At 49.4% G+C, this 17,070-nt stretch carries 13 protein-coding genes; 12 read left to right on the top strand and 1 reads right to left on the bottom strand.

Translation table 11 applies throughout. The annotated features are described in order from the left end of the window. Positions 1–4 precede the first annotated feature (4 nt). The 4 genes from metA (at position 5) to A3848_RS09080 (ending at position 8,246) form a co-directional block, all read left to right on the top strand. A complete protein-coding gene (metA, locus tag A3848_RS09095) occupies positions 5–934 on the top strand; it encodes a homoserine O-acetyltransferase MetA (RefSeq protein WP_074084642.1) in 930 nt (309 codons plus the stop codon). A gap of 146 nt (positions 935–1,080) precedes the next feature. Beyond that, positions 1,081–2,247 (top strand): aminotransferase class I/II-fold pyridoxal phosphate-dependent enzyme, encoded by a 1,167-nt coding sequence (locus A3848_RS09090; RefSeq protein WP_074084641.1) that lies wholly within the window; start codon positions 1,081–1,083, stop codon positions 2,245–2,247. 249 nt (positions 2,248–2,496) lie between these two features. Further along, the gene (gene mqnC / locus A3848_RS09085) at positions 2,497–3,633 is read left to right on the top strand and encodes a cyclic dehypoxanthinyl futalosine synthase (protein WP_074084640.1); all 1,137 of its coding nucleotides are present in this window, start codon (positions 2,497–2,499) and stop codon (positions 3,631–3,633) included. A 284-nt stretch (positions 3,634–3,917) separates the two neighbouring features. Beyond that, entirely contained in the window at positions 3,918–8,246 is a 4,329-nt protein-coding gene (locus tag A3848_RS09080; RefSeq protein WP_074084639.1) for a bifunctional 2',3'-cyclic-nucleotide 2'-phosphodiesterase/3'-nucleotidase, read from the top strand. A gap of 156 nt (positions 8,247–8,402) precedes the next feature. Here A3848_RS09080 and A3848_RS09075 read toward each other — a convergent pair whose 3' ends face one another. Next, complete coding sequence (locus A3848_RS09075) at positions 8,403–8,585, bottom strand: transcriptional regulator (RefSeq protein WP_074084638.1); 183 nt, start codon at positions 8,583–8,585, stop codon at positions 8,403–8,405. Between the two features lie 163 nt (positions 8,586–8,748). On the opposite strand from A3848_RS09075, the gene A3848_RS09070 reads away from it, so the two are divergent. The 8 genes from A3848_RS09070 to A3848_RS09040 all read left to right on the top strand — a co-directional run bounded on the left by A3848_RS09070 (position 8,749) and on the right by A3848_RS09040 (position 16,678). Continuing rightward, complete coding sequence (locus tag A3848_RS09070) at positions 8,749–9,591, top strand: SPFH domain-containing protein (RefSeq protein WP_074084637.1); 843 nt, start codon at positions 8,749–8,751, stop codon at positions 9,589–9,591. Positions 9,592–9,603: 12 nt separating this feature from the next. Beyond that, positions 9,604–9,774, top strand: a complete 171-nt coding sequence (locus A3848_RS09065; protein WP_074084636.1) for a type II toxin-antitoxin system antitoxin — start codon at positions 9,604–9,606, stop codon at positions 9,772–9,774. Between the two features lie 530 nt (positions 9,775–10,304). After that, entirely contained in the window at positions 10,305–12,242 is a 1,938-nt protein-coding gene (thrS, locus tag A3848_RS09060; protein WP_074084635.1) for a threonine--tRNA ligase, read from the top strand. Between the two features lie 428 nt (positions 12,243–12,670). Further along, on the top strand, positions 12,671–13,246 hold the full coding sequence (locus A3848_RS31265; protein ID WP_371916087.1) for a 3D domain-containing protein: 576 nt from the start codon (positions 12,671–12,673) through the stop codon (positions 13,244–13,246). A 166-nt stretch (positions 13,247–13,412) separates the two neighbouring features. Then, on the top strand, positions 13,413–13,550 hold the full coding sequence (locus A3848_RS32215; protein ID WP_167374642.1) for a hypothetical protein: 138 nt from the start codon (positions 13,413–13,415) through the stop codon (positions 13,548–13,550). A gap of 258 nt (positions 13,551–13,808) precedes the next feature. After that, a complete protein-coding gene (gene liaF / locus A3848_RS09050; RefSeq protein ID WP_074084634.1) occupies positions 13,809–14,888 on the top strand; it encodes a cell wall-active antibiotics response protein LiaF in 1,080 nt (359 codons plus the stop codon). Between the two features lie 2 nt (positions 14,889–14,890). Further along, the gene (locus A3848_RS09045) at positions 14,891–15,946 is read left to right on the top strand and encodes a HAMP domain-containing sensor histidine kinase (protein WP_074084633.1); all 1,056 of its coding nucleotides are present in this window, start codon (positions 14,891–14,893) and stop codon (positions 15,944–15,946) included. A gap of 78 nt (positions 15,947–16,024) precedes the next feature. Then, positions 16,025–16,678 carry a response regulator gene (locus A3848_RS09040; RefSeq protein WP_074084632.1) on the top strand — a complete coding sequence of 218 codons (654 nt, stop codon included), beginning with the start codon at positions 16,025–16,027 and terminating at the stop codon, positions 16,676–16,678. The last annotated feature ends 392 nt before the right edge of the window (positions 16,679–17,070 follow it).

Genomic DNA, 17,070 nt, shown 5'->3' with positions numbered 1-17,070 from the left:
TGATATGCCAATTAAAATTCCCGACAGTCTGCCGGCGAAAGAAGTTTTGTCCGGAGAAAACATTTTTGTAATGGATGAAAGCCAGGCCTTCCACCAGGACATCCGCCCGCTGCGAATCGCCATTCTGAATTTGATGCCTACCAAGGAAACCACAGAGACACAGCTGCTGCGTCTGGTCGGGAATTCACCGCTTCAGGTAGATGTTGTGCTGCTGCACCCGAGCTCCCATACCTCGAAGAACACTTCGGCAGAACATTTGAAGAGTTTTTACAAAACCTTTGATGAGATCAGTGACCGCCGCTTTGACGGGCTGATTGTAACCGGCGCTCCGGTGGAGCAGCTGGAGTTCGAAGACGTGAACTACTGGGAAGAGCTAAAGGTTATATTTGAATGGAGCAAGCACAATGTGACCTCGACCATGCATATCTGTTGGGCGGCACAAGCCGGGCTGTATCATCACTTCGGCGTACGCAAGGTTGATCTGGACGAGAAATGTTTTGGCGTTTTTCCGCACACCGTGAGCCATACTAACGTGAAGCTGCTTCGCGGCTTTGATGAGGTGTTCCATGTTCCGCATTCCCGGCACACGGATATCTCGCGTGAAGATATTCTTGCGAATCCCGAGCTGCAGATTCTTGCCGAATCCGAGGAAGCTGGAGTGTATCTGGTTTCAACGCTTGACGGAAAACAAATTTTTGTGACCGGACATTCTGAATATGATCCATTTTCGTTAAAATGGGAGTATGACCGGGATATTGCCAAAGGGATGGACATTGCCATTCCGAAGCACTACTATCCGCAGGATGACCCGCAGCGCACACCGCCGGCTGTCTGGCGTGCCCATGCCAACTTATTATTCGCTAATTGGCTCAATTACTATGTATACCAGGAGACCCCTTACGATATAGACCAGGCTGATTATTTAGTATTCTAAAAATATAGGATTCTATATATTTCACTTTATCGATTATCCTTCTATTTCTCACTGAAATGGTACCATCCTTTGAAGGACGGCGAAGCCATTTCTGCTTGATATATAGAAGAGATTTGCGCATACATCACACTTAGGAGGCAGCAGCAATGGATGAGAAACTGAGGATTGAGAGCAGATTGGCACAGATAGGTTCACTGGAGGACCCGGCTACAGGAGCGGTTAATTATCCGATTTACAACGCGACGGCATTCCGTCACCCCAGACTCGGGCAGAGCACGGGGTTTGATTATATCCGTACCAAGAATCCTACCCGCTCGGTGCTGGAAGAAGCTGCGGCACAGCTGGAATCGGGCGACGCGGCTTTTGCCTGCAGCTCTGGAATGGGGGCGTTGACGACAGTGTTTGCCTTGTTTGGACAGGGTGACCATCTGGTGGTTTCGCTGGACCTGTATGGCGGAACCTACCGTCTGCTTGAACGGATTCTCTCCAAATACGGCATCAGCGCTTCCTATGTGGATACGAATGATCTGGACGGGCTGGAGGCTTCACGGCTTCCGAATACCAAGGCTGTATTTATTGAAACGCCTACCAATCCGCTGATGATGATTACGGATATCGAAGCGGTCTGTACATGGTCACGCCGTCATGGGCTGCTCACCATTGTCGATAATACGCTGTTGACGCCCTTTTTCCAGCGGCCGCTGGAGCTGGGAGCGGATATCATCGTTCATAGCGCAACCAAATATTTGGGGGGGCATAACGATGTCCTCGCCGGACTGATTGTAACCAAAGGCACCGAGCTTTCTGCAGAAATGGCAATTCTTCATAATTCACTGGGGGCAGTGCTTGCGCCGAACGACAGCTATCAGCTAATGAAGGGGATGAAGACACTTGCTCTGCGCATGGAGCGGCATGAGAGCAATGCCCTGGCGATGGCCCGCTATTTACTCGAGCATCCAGCCATCGCTGAGGTGTTCCACCCCGGACTGCCCGATCATCCCGGCTATGAGATTCAGAACCGCCAGTCCTCAGGCAACACCGGAATCTTCTCCTTCAAGGTAAAAGACGCCAGATATGTCGAGCCGCTGCTGCGTCATATCCGTCTGATCGCCTTCGCCGAGAGTCTGGGCGGCGTGGAGTCACTGATGACCTATCCGGCGGTCCAGACCCATGCCGACATTCCGGTGGAAATCCGCGATGCGGTCGGCGTGGATGACCGTCTGCTGCGCTTCTCTGTAGGCATTGAGCATGTGGACGACCTGATTGCAGATCTTGGTCAGGCGCTGGAAGCTGCCCGGGCCGAGCTGGAGTAAGCATCCGTTCAGACTATGGCAGCTGAATAATGAACTTGGCAGCAGCCTCAAAGCGGAGGCTGCTTTTTTTTAGAATATATGGATTTAAGTGTTTCACCATCGAGTCACAATATTGTTCCCGCTGCGAGGTAAAGGTTTTTCAAGCCGTTCGGATTGTGATACGATGGAGTAACGAGCTTATTTAAAAGTTGTACAAATTTTATTTATCCATTCTTATATAGTATGGGCATAAAAAGGAGGCTGCGAACGATGAGTGCGATAGATCTGATTCTGGACAAAACGCTGAAGGGTGAACGTCTTGGCCTGGAGGACACGATTCGGCTGTTCGAGAGCAACGAAATTGAGAAAATGGGCGCTGCCGCTGATATCATCATGAAACGCTGGCATTCAGACCCGCTGGCTACATTTGTGATTGGCCGCAATATTAATTATACGAATGTATGTGATGTGTACTGCCGTTTCTGCGCCTTTTACCGGAAACCGGGCTCGGAGGAAGGTTATGTGCTTCCGGACGAGACGATTTTTCAGAAAATCCAGGAAACCATCGACGTCAACGGAACGGAAATCCTGATGCAGGGCGGAACCAACCCGAACCTGCCATTCAGCTACTATACGGATTTACTGCGCGGAATTAAGCAGCGGTTCCCGGAGATCACTATGCATTCCTTCTCTCCTGCGGAGATTATGAAAATGGTCGAAGTATCCGGTCTGCCGCTGGAACAGGTGGTCCGCGAGATTCATGCGGCAGGCCTGGACTCCCTTCCCGGCGGTGGTGCAGAAATTCTGGATGACCGGACCCGCCGCAAAATCAGCCGTCTCAAAGGCTCGTGGCGTGAATGGATGGATGTGATGCAGACCGCTCACAAGATCGGCATGAACACTACGGCGACCATGGTGATTGGCCTTGGCGAGAGTATGGAGGAGCGGGCACTTCATCTGCTGCGGGTGCGTGAAGCCCAGGATGAGTGTATTGCGAATAAATATGATTCCGAAGGGTTCCTGGCATTTATCTCCTGGACCTTCCAGCCGGATAATACGAACCTGAAGCTGGACCGGCAGACCCCCGAGGAATATCTGAAGACGGTAGCCATCAGCCGCCTGGTGCTTGATAACATCAAGAACTTCCAGTCCTCATGGGTAACCATGGGGCCTGAAGTCGGCAAGCTGTCGCTGCAATATGGCTGCAATGACTTTGGCAGCACGATGATAGAAGAGAATGTGGTTTCCTCGGCGGGTGCGACCTACAAGGTCAACATTGAGTCGATCACGCAGCTGATCCGCGAGACCGGCAAAATTCCGGCACAGCGCAACACGCGCTACGATATCCTGCGGACCTTTGAGGACGGTAATGTGAAGATTGACAATGATTTTGTAATGCAGAACTAATTCTTCAATAAAAATCTATTGATTCATAACGTTGTGTGTAAGATTTTTTTGCGGCGTCTATCCTTGAGTGATTTCGTTAATGAAAACCTCGAGAATAGGCGTTTTTTTTGTTTTTTGTAAACTTTTATCGTCATTAAGAACAAAAAAAGCCCTAATGATGTGATATTTTACACAACTATTAATTAGATTTAATGGTTTTTGCTAGATTCATAATTTTGGATATGATACAATCTTGCGGTCAGCATAAGTAGGAATAAGAAACATATGGGGAGGATATCTGACTTATGGTAGAAAAAAGATGGAACAAGCCAGTAGCTGCTTTATTGGCGACCACCGTTCTGGCAGCACAAGTGCTGGGCGGAGTTTTTGCAGTTCCGGTTTTGGGGGCGAGCAAGGCGGAGGCTGCAGGCGCTGAGGCTGTTGCTCCTGGAGCGATTAATCTTCGCTTGATGAGTACTACGGATGTTCACACCAATGTATACGGTTGGGACTACTTCAAAAATGCGGCTTCTACTACAGTAGGTCTGGACCGCACATCAACGCTGGTAAAAGAAGCCCGGACCCAAGAACCGAACAATCTCCTTCTTGACAACGGTGATTTGATTCAGGGAACACCGCTGGGTACATATATGGCCCAGGTATCAGATTTTAAGACAAGTCCAGACCAGATTCATCCGCTTATTGCAGCCATGAACCTTATGGGGTATGATGCTGCAACGTTTGGCAATCATGAATTCAATTATGGCTTGGACTATCTGGACCGTACGATCAAAGGAAGCGGTGCGGCAGATACCGGAGCAATATTCCCTTATGTCAATGCAAATATTTATAATGTATCCGATGGTAAAAATACGTTTGTACCGTATGTCATCATTCCTAAAAAAGTTAAGGACAGCAACGGTAATGAGGTAACGGTTAATGTCGGCCTCCTTGGGTTGGTGACCCCGCAAATCATGGATTGGGACAAGGTGAATCTTGAAGGCAAGGTAATCACCAAGGATATTGCTGAAACTGCAGCCAAATTTGTTCCTATCATGAAGGGTGCCGGCGCAGATGTCATTATTGCCATGGCCCACTCCGGGTTTGATGCGACTGCAGCTGCGGGAACCGGAGCTGAGAATGCCATTAACCTGCTGAGCAAGGTTGATGGCATTGACGCCATCACCTTCTCCCATACGCATAAGGTGTTCCCGACGAACGGGGATGACACTAAGCTGGATGCTTCCTTTAAGGATCCGGCAACCAAAAAGCCATATGATTCCGATGTAGCAAAGATCGATAACCTCAACGGTCATATCAACGGCGTTCCAGCTGTTCAAGCCGGTTATGGCGGGGGCAACCTGGGTCTGATCGATCTGAAGATCGTAAAGGATGGCAGCAGCTGGAAAGTTGACAAGGCATCTTCAAAGGCTTTTACACGCTCCATTACCGGAGTAGCCGTTGATCCTGCTATTGATGCAGTGGCTGGAGCTGCCCATGCAGCAACGATCAAATATGTGAATCAGCCGCTCGGGAAAACCAATGCTCCGATGAACAGCTACTTTGCTCTGGTGCAGGATGATCCGACCGTTCAGATCGTAACCTATGCCCAGCAGCAATATGTTTCGAATCTGGTCAATACGGATGCTAAGCTTGCCCCGTATAAGGACCTGCCGATTCTAAGTGTAGGCGCACCCTTCAAGGCCGGACGCAATGGCCCTGAGGAGTATACTGAAATTCAAAAGGGCGATCTTACGATTGCGAGCGCAAGTGACCTGTATCTCTATGACAACACGCTGAAAGCCATTGTGGTCAAAGGCTCTACAGTGAAGGAATGGGTAGAGATGAGTGCAGGTGCATTCAACCGTATCAAACCGGCGATCTCCACTCCACAGCCGCTTTTGAACTCGGCTTTCGCTGTTTACAACTTCGATGTCATCGATGGTATTAAATATACAATTGATGTAACCAAAAATGCGAAGTACAAGCCGGATGGAACGATTAATGATGCGTCTTCCAGCCGTGTGACTTCCATTACGTACGGCAATGAACCTTTGAAGGATGACCAACAGTTCATCGTGGTTACCAATAACTACCGCGCAAGCGGCGGCGGTAACTTCCCGGGTGTTAAAGCTGGGAAAATGATTATTGACTCCCAAATGGAAAACCGCCAGGTACTGATGGATTATATCAGTGCAGCCGGCACCGTTGATCCGACAGCAGACAACAACTGGTCGATCGCTCCAATCAAAGGGAACGTCAATGTGACCTTCACTTCTTCACCGAAGGCAGCGGCTGTGAAGCCTGCCAATGTTACAGACACAGGCACTAAAGATGTCAAAGGATTTGAAATCTATAATCTTAATCTAAAAGAAACTCCAGTTGCTCCAACCGGAGATGTGGAAGTTCACCTGCTCGGGGTCAACGACTTCCACGGCCAACTCGACACCACTTCTTATGTAGGTAGCGATGCAGTAGGAACTGCAGCAACTCTTGCAGCGTACTTGAAAGATACCCGTGCGAAATATGCGAATGCGTTGCTCTTCCATAACGGTGACTCAGTTGGCGCATCTGCGCCAGTATCCTCGCTTGAGCGTGATGAGCCGACGATGGAATGGATGAACCTGATGAAATTCGATGTGGGCAACTTGGGTAACCATGAGTTTGACCAAGGTGTTGAAGCCCTGAAAACACAGATTTTTGGCGGTAAAGATCCTAAGACCGTCAATAACACTACTATCGTTCATAAAGGCGCAGATTTTGACTACATCAATGCAAACGCGGTAGACAGCTCTTCTGGAGATCCGATCATTAACCCTTACGTAATTAAAGAAGTAGGCGGTGTGAAGATCGGATTTATCGGTGTGGTAACCAAAGCCACTCCAAGCAAAGTCTCTCCTGAGGGAACCAAAGGCGTAAAATTCCTGAGCGCCACAGAAGAAGTTGCAGCGATTGAAAAATATGCCGCAGAACTTCAGAAGCAAGGCGTACAGACGATTGTTGTGCTTGCACATGATCCGGCGACAACCAAAGCAGATGTGACTACGGGAGAAGCGGCTGACCTAGCTAACGCACTTCCGGCGAACTCACCTGTTGACGTCGTGGTAGCAGGGGACAACCATGCACTTGCTAATGGCGTTGTAAACGGCAAGCTGATTGTTCAAGCCTATTCCTATGGTACAGCTTTCGAAGACATCAAGCTGGTTATTGATAGTGTAACTGGTGATGTGAAGAGCAAATCGGCGACTGTAACCAGCACTCTTCAAAAGAATGTTACACCAGATGCGGAAACTGCAGCCCTGGTGGACAAATATCTGAAACTTCACCCTGAACTGACTCTGCCTGTAGGTACTACAGACGGAACAGTAACCCGCACTGATGCTTACAATAATGAGGCTGCTCTAGGGAACCTGATTGCAGACGCTATGCGTCAAGCTGATTTCCACGATGGAAAAGGTCTCGCTGATTTCGCCTTTATGAATCCGGGCGGTATCCGCGCTGATCTTCCGAAAGGCAATGTGTCTTTTGGCGACTTGGCCAAGATCCAGCCATTTGGCAACACGCTTGTAAAGCTGACCCTTACCGGTGCACAGATCAAGACACTGCTGCAGCAGCAATGGGCAACCAAAGCTGATGGAACTGCAGATACGAAGACACTGCAAATTTCCGGCCTGAAATATACGGCCAACATGTATTTGCCGGTTGCTGATCGTATCGCTAATCTTACCAAGACAGACGGAACACCAATCAGCATGACTCAAAACTATACTGCGGTAGTTAATAACTTCATGGCTGCAGGCGGCGACAACTATAAGGTGCTGACTGCAGCCAGTGAATCCTTGGCCGGTCCGATTGACCTGGATGTATTCTACGATTACGTTAAGAATACTTTCAAGGGCGGTCAAATCACAGCAAAAGTTGAAGGCCGAATCACAAATAATACTGTAGCTCCGGCTCCAACCTCGAACCCGGGAGGGTCTGTGGCAACACCAACGCCAACACCTACTCCTACGGCTACGCCGGCTGCATCAGCAACACCTGCACCAAGTGTAAAACCAACAGCTCCAACTGCAACACCTACACCGAACTTTAAGGACCTGGGTAAAGTGGCATGGGCACAAGAGGCTATCAGCTCTTTGGCATCCAAAGGTATTGTGAAGGGTCTGGACGGAAGCAACTTCGCACCGAACAAAACCGTAACGCGTGCTGAATTCATAACGATGCTGGTTCGTGCCCTGAATCTCAGTACTTCAGGAGCAAACGCCTCATTTAATGATGTGAAGCAAGGAGTATGGTACACAGATGCCATCACTGCTGCTGTTAATGCGGGTATTGTGAAAGGTTCCGGCAACGGCAAGTTTGAACCGGGGCGTGAAGTGACCCGCGAAGAAATGGCGATGATGATCGCCGCTGCACTTAAAGATCAATTGAAACCAATGGATACCAAGTCAGCGCTGGCAAACTTTAACGACAAGTCTAAGATTGCTTCTTACGCCCAGGATGCAGTAGCCCAGCTTACACAGCTTGGTATTGTCAATGGGGTGGATGGAGAGAAATTCGCACCGAAGAGCGATGCAACCCGCGCTCAAGCGGCGGTTATCATTTACCGTATGCTGGAAAAGAAGGCTTCCTAAGCTTTGAACCCAGCATGAAATAACAAATGCAAAAAGGAGCTCAGTGTCATCTTTGGATGACAGCGGAGCTCCTTTTTTTTGATGCAGTGATAGCTAGAGATGACCAGTATATGGCGAGACCCGTGTATGTTTAATGCACACGGGTCTCTTTGGGGGTTACTTTGTAGCAGCTTCCCACTTACAGCGGACCGGGGAGACAATTGCATTTTCTTTTTTCAACTCAGTGAAGGCTTTATCGATGGCTTTGCGTTCCAGACCAGACAGCTTTTCAACTTCGCCTGCGCTTAGTGGCGTTGCTGATGCCTTGATAATATCCAATACTTGCTCCTTAACACTCATGTGTTCCACGTCCTTCTCCATTTAATTGTAAGACTATGACTTCAGATAGGTTCTTTAGTATAAGAGATAATAGGACGGAACGCAGTGATATTTTTAGTTTACAACAATATCCATAAGTGATATCATAATCATATCAAATACATATCTTATGGAGGTGCCTTTCATGAAAGAAAAAACATTGCGTCCAGTTAGTGGTTTTCTGGTTATTGCGCTTATTGCCATTTGCTTGGCAGGGGGGATTTACGGTGCAACATATGACTATGCTGTGGTTCCGGTTATTCTGTTCATCATTGCGGGTGTGCTATGTACGAGTATTACGGTAGTGCAGCCTAATAAGTCGGTCGTGGTAACCTTTTTCGGCAAATATGTCGGTACCATTGCTAGCAGCGGACTCTTCGCAGTCATTCCGTTTAGTATCCGTAAGACCGTATCCCTGCGGGTGCGCAATTTCAACAGCGTTAAGCTGAAGGTCAATGATGTCGAGGGGAATCCGGTTGAGATTGCTGCAGTTATTGTATTTAAAGTCATCAACTCGGCAAAGGCGTTGTTCGATGTCGACAAATATATGGCGTTTGTGGAAATCCAGAGCGAGACCGCACTACGGCATGTGGCCAGCCGGTATCCTTACGACAATTTTAACGAATCGGGCATGTCCCTTCGTGCGAATTCGGATGAGATTGCCAAGGAACTGGCAGCCGAGCTTCAGGACCGCCTTTCCTTATCCGGTGTTGAAGTGATTGAAGCGCGGCTGACACATCTGGCTTATTCTACTGAAATCGCCAGTACTATGCTGCAGCGGCAGCAGGCCTCAGCGATTCTGTCCGCGCGGCAGATTATCGTCGAAGGGGCGGTCGGAATGGTAGATATGGCGATCCGCCAGCTGAAGGAGAGCGGAGTAGTCGAACTGGATGAAGAGCGCAAGGCGGCGATGATTAACAATCTGATGGTAGCGATCGTGTCGGAGCGTGGAGCGAGTCCGGTCATTAACGCCGGCTCGTTGTACTAAGGACGGTTCATCATGGCGGCCAAGAAAAGCTTTCCGCTGCGGATCGATCCTGACCTGCACGAAGCGCTGGAACGTTGGGCGGGAGAAGAGTTTCGCAGCGTAAACGGACATATCGAATATTTGCTGCGTGAGGCTTTGAAACGCGCAGGCCGCTTGCCTGAACGGAAACGCCTGGAAGAATAGACTTGCAGGGCAGAAGATGGCTTCTGCCCTGCAAGTCTATTTTACAATAGAAGGATTTATATGTTCGCGCTATAGATCATCCTTCTACTTGCCTGGCGGTGTTGTTGCGGATGATAAATACAGGGACTGACTTGACGGAAGGCTGGAGAGAGAATTATAATTACACAAGATTCACGTTATCAGCGTTGACAAAGATATGGATGATTACTTTTTAGGGCCGCTTCAGAGAGAGGAAACTTCAGGCTGTGATTTCCTCCGGTATCCGGTAATCCATCTACCCCTTTGTAGCTGCGGTTATGAACTCCCAAGTGCTGTTGGGCAGCGGACAACCTGCCAGGGATAGTAAGAACCGCCGGTTCATGGCCGTTATCTCCATGCTGACGAAGGATTCCTGCTAGCCGGGAATCGAATTTGGGTGGAACCACGGGTGCAATCACTCGTCCCTTTGCGGGACGGGTGTTTTTTGTGTTCAGGGACATTTCCGTTCCGTTACTTATGCGGCCTTACCAAAATATTAGGAGGAATAAATCATGTCAGTTAATATCAAGCTTCCGGACGGCTCGGTCCGGGAATATGCCGATGGCAGCAGCATTGATGATGTAGCCGCTTCGATCAGCAGTGGTCTCCGCAAAAATGCAGCAGCAGGCAAGCTGAACGGTATCGTTGTAGACCTGTCTACGCCGCTGCAGGAAGGTGCATTGGTTGAGATCGTCACTTTGGATTCGCCGGAAGGCCTGGAAGTGATGCGCCACAGTACAGCCCACTTGATGGCGCAGGCAGTACGCCGCCTGTTCGGGACTAAGGAGGTTAAGCTGGGTGTAGGCCCGGTGATCGAAGATGGCTTTTACTATGATATGGATCTGGAGCACCCGCTCAATCCGGAGGACCTGCTGAAGATCGAGAAGGAAATGGAGCGTATCGTCTCGGAGAATCTGCCGATCGTGCGTATTGAGGTCAGCCGCAAGGAAGCACTGGAGCGTTTCGGTGAACTGGAAGATCCCTATAAGCTGGAGTTGATTGAAGCGCTGCCTGAAGATAGCGTGATCACGATATATGAGCAGGGAGAATTCTTTGACCTTTGCCGCGGCCCGCATGTGCCCTCCACTGCGAAGATCAAGGTCTTCAAGCTTATGAACGTAGCCGGAGCCTACTGGCGTGGGGACAGCAAGAACAAAATGCTGCAACGTATATACGGTACTGCCTGGATCAAAAAAGCTCAGCTCGATGAGTATCTGCACCTACTGGAGGAAGCAAAGAAACGCGACCACCGTAAGCTGGGTAAAGAGCTGGAGATCTTCACCTTCAACCAGCTGGTAGGACAAGGCCTGCCAATCTGGCTTCCAAAAGGTGCGAAACTGCGCAGTATTCTGGAACGCTATATCGTCGATCTGGAAGCAAGCCTGGGTTACCAGCATGTATATACTCCGGTGCTCGGCAATGTAGAGCTGTACAAAACTTCAGGACACTGGGAGCATTATCAAGAGGATATGTTCCCCAAGATGACAATCGACAATGAGGAATTCGTGCTTCGTCCAATGAACTGCCCGCATCACATGATGATTTACAAGAGTTCGATGCACAGCTATCGTGATCTGCCTATCCGGATTGCCGAGCTTGGAATTCAGCACCGCTATGAAATGTCTGGCGCGCTGACTGGGCTGCATCGTGTGCGTTCGATGACATTGAATGATTCACATATTTTCTGCCGCCTGGATCAGATCAAAAGCGAATTTACCCGTGTGCTTGAGCTGATCAAGCAGGTATACAGCGATTTCGGCATTGCCGACTACCGTTTCCGTCTCTCATACCGTGATCCGAAGGATACTGAAAAATACTATCCGAACGATGAAATGTGGGAAACTGCACAGCGCATGCTGCGAGAAGTAGTGGAAGAAGCGGGCCTGCCGTTTTTTGAAGCGGAAGGCGAAGCAGCGTTCTACGGTCCGAAGCTGGACGTTCAGATCAAGACTGTACTTGGCAAAGAAGAAACATTGTCCACAGTGCAAATCGACTTCCTGCTTCCTGAGCGTTTTGAGCTGGAATATGTCGGAGACGATGGCCAAAAACACCGTCCGGTTGTGCTGCACCGCGGAATCCTTGGTACCATGGAACGTTTTGTAGCCTTCTTGCTGGAGAACTTTGCCGGCTCACTTCCATTATGGCTGTCCCCGCAGCAGGTGAAGATCATTCCGGTGTCCTCCGCATTTGATGATTACGCTAAGGACGTAGAAGCAAAACTGCTTGCCAGTGGAATCCGGTCCGAAGTAGATCTGCGCAACGAGAAAATGGGCTATAAAATCCGTGAAGCACAGCTCGAGAAGATCCCTTATATGTTCGTGGTGGGCGAGAATGAAATGAACGCCGGAAGTGTCTCCATCCGCAAGCGCGGAGAAGGCGATATCGGTGCCCAGCCGCTGCAGGAAGTGATCGCTTCCTTAGTTAAGGAAGTTGCGGAGCGTGTAATCTAAGCTTCAGGTATAACCTCATTTATATATCTTTAATGTCATTCATTCACCTCTGTTATAAGCCGCCTGCGGCCGGGTTTTAAACGGCTCCAGGTATAAAATTTTGTGAAACGGGAAACCTTCGCTAATAGGGGGAGGTTTAACAAATGAACAAAATGGGCTTATACCAGAGGTTTTGGTGTCTTTTCGTAACGATTGTGCTTTTGCTGACTGCCGCCGGGGTCTATCCTGATTTTGGACGCAAGCCGGTGGAAGCTAACGGGACGGGAGACACTGCAGGTCAATTAAGCAATAGTATAAACAAGTCACTTGATCCGCAACATATAAAAGGTTCTGCGCAGTTCAGCAGTGTCAGCGGCCACACCGGGCCGGAAGTGCTGGCAGCTGGTCAAGCCGCGCTGTATGATCAAGGAGAATCCGCATCCAGAGGGGTGTCCCGTTCCGAAGCGCTCGCACAGTCCGGCAAGCCGGCAGCCACTAAGACTCCAAAACATACACCAGCACCTCATGCAGTCACACAACCGGGTAATACTGCTTCCAAACCGCCAGCAACCGTACAGGTAGCGGCACCAGGGCCGGAGCAGATTATCACTTCTTTCAAGGTAACTGCTACAGGCTACACAGCAGGTTTTGAATCTACAGGTAAAACCTCAAAGCATCCGCAGTACGGCATCACGTATTCTGGTGTCAAAGTCCGCCGGGACAAAAATGCAGTATCGACCATCGCTGCTGATCCCAAAGTGATTCCGTTAGGCAGCGTTTTGTATATCCCCGGCTATGGCTACGCAGTTGTGGCAGATACCGGTTCGGCTATCAAGGGCCGGAAGATTGATCTTTATTTTTCTACCACTAAGCAGGTTTATAAGGAATGGGGTAAAAAAACGGTAGTGGTGCAGCTCATTAAGCGGGGGAACGGAAGATGTACCGAGAACATGCTGAAGAGTCTGGGCCGGGCTGTTCAAACCTATAATGCCATTCCGCAGGATCTTCTTGAGGAAGTCATCTAGGGTTACCCTACACACTGCCAGTATGAATTTTATTTCACATAAGTATGCATAATAAGGTCCCGCCTTTCCCATAATACGGACTGGGGCAGAATAAGCAGCCTCTTTCGTTAGATTCTCGGATGCACTCTGGTATCAGACTGTATAAGAGACAAGGGAGGTGATTTCCGTGGCCAATTCTAAAAAACCAAAGGTTCAAGAAAACTACAAAACACCAAATGAAAAATACAATGCTGAGTTTGCTGTAGAAAATGACGGCGCATCTAAGCAGAGTATGGCAAAACCGGTTCAAAAACCGCAGCAATAATGCTGTAGTTCAAACTTTTGTAGCACCATCTTTTAACTGCATCTGTTCAATCACCGTCTGTCCCGTTTCCGTTCAGTTCCTGAGCGGCGGGGCAGTTTTTTTTGTGAGCAGAACTTTACTGCGATTCTACATCCCCCTCGGTCCAGAGACTGAGTCAAGTTTCCTTCTCCCGGCGCTGTTCTCCGGCTGCCTGTTCCTGTAGACTAAGGCAATAAGAGTGAATGAGTGAGTTATATCAACATAAAGGGGAAATGAAGGATGAAAAGACGATTCACCAGCCAGATCCTCGGGGGTCTGCTCCTGATTGGACTGGGAGCGATGTTTTTGCTGCGGCAGATGGGGTATACCGATTTCAATATAGGTTCCCTTTTTGCTGATTATTGGCCGGTTATTCTCATTATTATGGGGATCCAGAAAGTTCTATCCACGAATGAGCGCGGTTCTAAGGGTTCATCTGCTTTTTGGGGATTCCTCTACTTGGCACTTGGGGTGTTTTTCCTGGGGAGAAACCTGGATTGGTTTGATGTTTCAGCCGGCGACTTTTTCAAATTGCTGATTCCCGTGATGCTGATCGGTGGAGGATTATATGTTATCTTCAAGCCGCGGGATCATACTCCACCTGTACCGCCCGCACCGCCCGCACCCAAGGCCTACTATCCTCCAGGACCTGGAGCAGGACCTCTGGATGTTGAGCCTCCAAAGCCTCTCGAATCCACGCTGGATGAGCAGTTCGAGCAGAAGTTCGGCAAATCTGAAGGGCAACGGGATTGGAACGAGTACTTGCATAAGGATGAAGAGGAGGACGAGAGCGACAACGGGAGATTCCACTCTTCTGCAGATTCCCGCTGGCAGGAGAAGCACGAGAGGCACGAACGCAGACGGCAGGAGCGCCAGGAGCGCCACGCACGCCGGCATGGCGAATGGCATGAAGAGTTCCATGGTGCCGCAGATCGTAAGGAAACGACGAACCGTTCCGCTTTTATTGGGGATGTTCATGTGGGCAAGGATCATTTTCAGCTGAAGAATACAAATATTTCGCAGTTCATTGGCGACACCGTCCTGGATCTGACCAATGCGCAGATTCCCTACGGAGAGACGAAGATCAATATTTCTGCTTTTGTAGGCGACATCAAGGTGTATATACCGGAAGATATGGACCTGGGAGTCAAGGTGAACAGCAGTTCTTTTATCGGAGATATGCAGGTTCTGGAGCAGTCGCGTAGCGGGTTCATGAGCAGCGTGCAATGCAATACACCTTATTATAAGGAAGCCGGCAAAAAAGTCCGTATTAATGTCAGTGCCTTCATTGGCGACATTAAAATTAAAACGGTGGGGTAAGCATGGGGAAATTATTAAGTAATACCAAATGGATGCTGCTGGTGTATTTTCTGCTTAGTGGCGGTGTAACCGCCGGACTTATGTATGCCGGGACATGCCTGGGCTATATCAAGGTTCAGGATTACCGTATGTGGCTGTATCTTTGCGTGGGGATCGTGTTGTTCACTGTAGTTGTAGGGTATATGGCCGGCCAGCGGATTCAGCGGCGGATTGACCTTCTGGATCTGAACATGCTTCAGGTGGCCAAGGGTAACTTATCCGTACGGATGCCTGAGAGTGATGACCAGTCTTTTGCCAGAGTATACCACGAGTTCAACATGATGATGGACACTGTGGAGAATAAGATGCAGCTGCTGCAGCGATTGGGCGAGCAGGAAGTGATCGAGAAGGAAAAGGCGGCGGAGAGCGCGGTGCTTGAAGAGCGGAGGCGTATGGCACGGGATCTGCATGATACCGTAAGCCAGCAGCTATTTGCGATTCATATGTCCGCTTCTTCGCTGCCTAAAGTGCTGGAGCGGAATGCGGAGCATGGCAGAACCGTTATGGATCAGCTGATTACCATGTCCCAAATGGCCCAGAAGCAGATGCGAGCCCTGATTGCCCAGCTCCGGCCGGTAGAATTGGAGGGCCGGAATCTGTTCGAGGCGCTGGAGAAATGGTTCCCGGATTATTGCCGCCAGAACGGACTTAAAGGCGTGAAAGAGCTCGAGCTGCAAGGAGAGTTGTCTGAAGCCATTGAACATCAGCTGTTCCTGATTATCCAGGAATCGATGGCCAACATTGTCAAGCATGCGGGAGCACGGCTCGTCAGCCTGTCGCTGCGCGAAGTGCCGAGACAAGTAGTGCTGAGCATCAGCGATGACGGGCAAGGCTTCGAGCATGTACAGCATAAGCAGGGCTCATATGGACTTACAACGATGCGTGAACGCGCGGAGAAGCTCGGCGGGCAAGTGGAGATCATTAGCCGCAAGGGAGCTGGAACTACGATCCGTGTACATATACCAAAATTTATCCAGGGCAACCCGGAGCTGGATAATGCCGGTGCGGCCGAGAGCTGATTGATCAAGAGAGTACTTATGATACTGGTTTGATTGTATGCATGAGGTTTAGCTCTATTAACACTGAGGAGGATAAAAATGAGTGTCATTAAAGTTCTGCTTGTAGATGATCATGACATGGTCCGGATGGGCCTTAAAACATATCTGATGCTGGACCCGATGTTTGAAGTGATTGGAGAGGCTGCAAATGGGCAGGATGCCTTAAAAACACTCCGGAGCTGGGGGAAGGATGCACTTCCTGATCTGGTTCTGATGGACCTGATGATGCCGTTGATGAACGGTGCGGAGACCACCCGTGCGGTATTGGCTGAATTCCCGGGTCTCAAAATTGTGATTCTCACGAGCTTCCTGGAGGATGATCTTGTCGTGGATGCTATTGAAGCCGGTGCCGTCAGCTATGTGCTCAAAACGGTCTCGGCGGAGGAGCTGATCTACGCACTTCAAGGCGCTTTCCGCGGTATGCCGGTGATGACCGGTGATGTATCCCAAGCCCTTACCCGCGGCATCCGCCAGCGGACGGTACAAGGAGATTCTTCGGGTCTCACCGAGCGGGAGAAGGAAGTGCTGCTGCTCATTGCCGAAGGCAAGACCAATAAGGACATCGGCGAGGAGCTTCATATCAGCATCAAAACTGTAAAGACGCATGTCAGCAACCTGCTGATGAAATGTGAGCTGGATGACCGTACCCAGCTGGCGATTTACGCTCACCGCAAGGGCTGGGCTCAGGGTTAAACCGTATTAATCCTAGTAATTGAGTTAGGCTACCTGTCTATCACACTCCGGTTGCACTTCATATTGTCCTATTAATATTAATCTTGCTATCTTAATAATATAACGGTATTGTTTCTGGCCCGGCGCGTTTTGTGTGCTCGGGCCTTTTTTTCGCTTCTATTCGCTATTATCATAGTGAATATCGGATTTCTCTTCCCGGCCAGGGACCCTATTGTCGGGGCGAAAAGTATACAGCCGCCTTTAAACTCGTGTTCCACCCTCAGTGGTCCATTCAAGAGAATACGGGTTTAATAGTGGTGTTGCCTGATACTAGGGTTCCCCCACTTTTTATCTCCGCTTAAATTGTTTTTAATGTGACCTTAAGGTTTAAAGTACAAAATAAGAACAAGAAA

It is taken from the genome of Paenibacillus sp. P32E, from assembly GCF_001909085.1.
GTDB lineage: Bacteria > Bacillota > Bacilli > Paenibacillales > Paenibacillaceae > Paenibacillus_AQ > Paenibacillus_AQ helianthi.
This window is presented reverse-complemented; position numbering and strand designations above follow the sequence as displayed.